This window comes from Glaciibacter sp. 2TAF33, from assembly GCF_052114945.1.
Taxonomy (GTDB): Bacteria; Actinomycetota; Actinomycetes; order Actinomycetales; family Microbacteriaceae; genus Cryobacterium.
The window spans coordinates 1-643 of sequence record NZ_JBFRFS010000032.1; the positions used below are offsets into that span (position 1 = coordinate 1).

At 65.9% G+C, this 643-nt stretch carries 1 pseudogene; it reads right to left on the bottom strand.

The window, feature by feature from the left end:
- A pseudogene (locus AB4Y94_RS17780) lies at window positions 1-381 on the bottom strand (hypothetical protein); the annotation flags it as partial.
- Window positions 382-643 lie beyond the last annotated feature (262 nt).

The following is a 643-nucleotide window of genomic DNA, read 5'->3' on the forward strand; positions in this document are numbered from 1 at the left end:
GCCGTCGAGTTCACGGATGAGCGGGGCGAAGTCGAGCGCGGGCGATGCGGTGCCGTATCCACCGAGCATGACAATGGTCGGCCCGGTGTCGCCGTGCCGGTACACGTTCAGGGTGCCGCCGGTGACGGATACCCGCTCGCCGTATGCAGCGGTGGAGGACCGCTCGACCTGGTTCAGAACAGCGTTGGTCAGAGCGGAACCAAGGATCAGTGCGAGCGCGACCAGGGCGGCGATTCCGGTGCGTCGTGCCAGCCGCCGTGCGCGCCCGTGCCGCGGCGGCCGCGGTGCTCGTTCACGACCGGGCGCGGTCGGAACCGGTTCGGTGGCGGCCAGTGGTGCGTCCTGACTGTCAGGGAGACGGCGGACGAAAGTGGATGACATGGGCTTTCTCCAGGGCTGATTCGTGTCGGTGATCTGTGGGAACATATTCACGGTACGGTCGGCTCACTGGCTCACCTAGGACACGGTGTTGACGATCTCGGCCACGCCGTCGACCGAACACGGCTTCCCAGAGGAAGAACCAGTGATCGAACCACGCATCGTCATCGTCGGATTTCCGTCCGCTCAGATCCTCGACATCACCGGGCCGCTCGAGGTCTTCTCGAGCGCCTCGCGCTTCCTGCCGATACCGCGATACGCGACC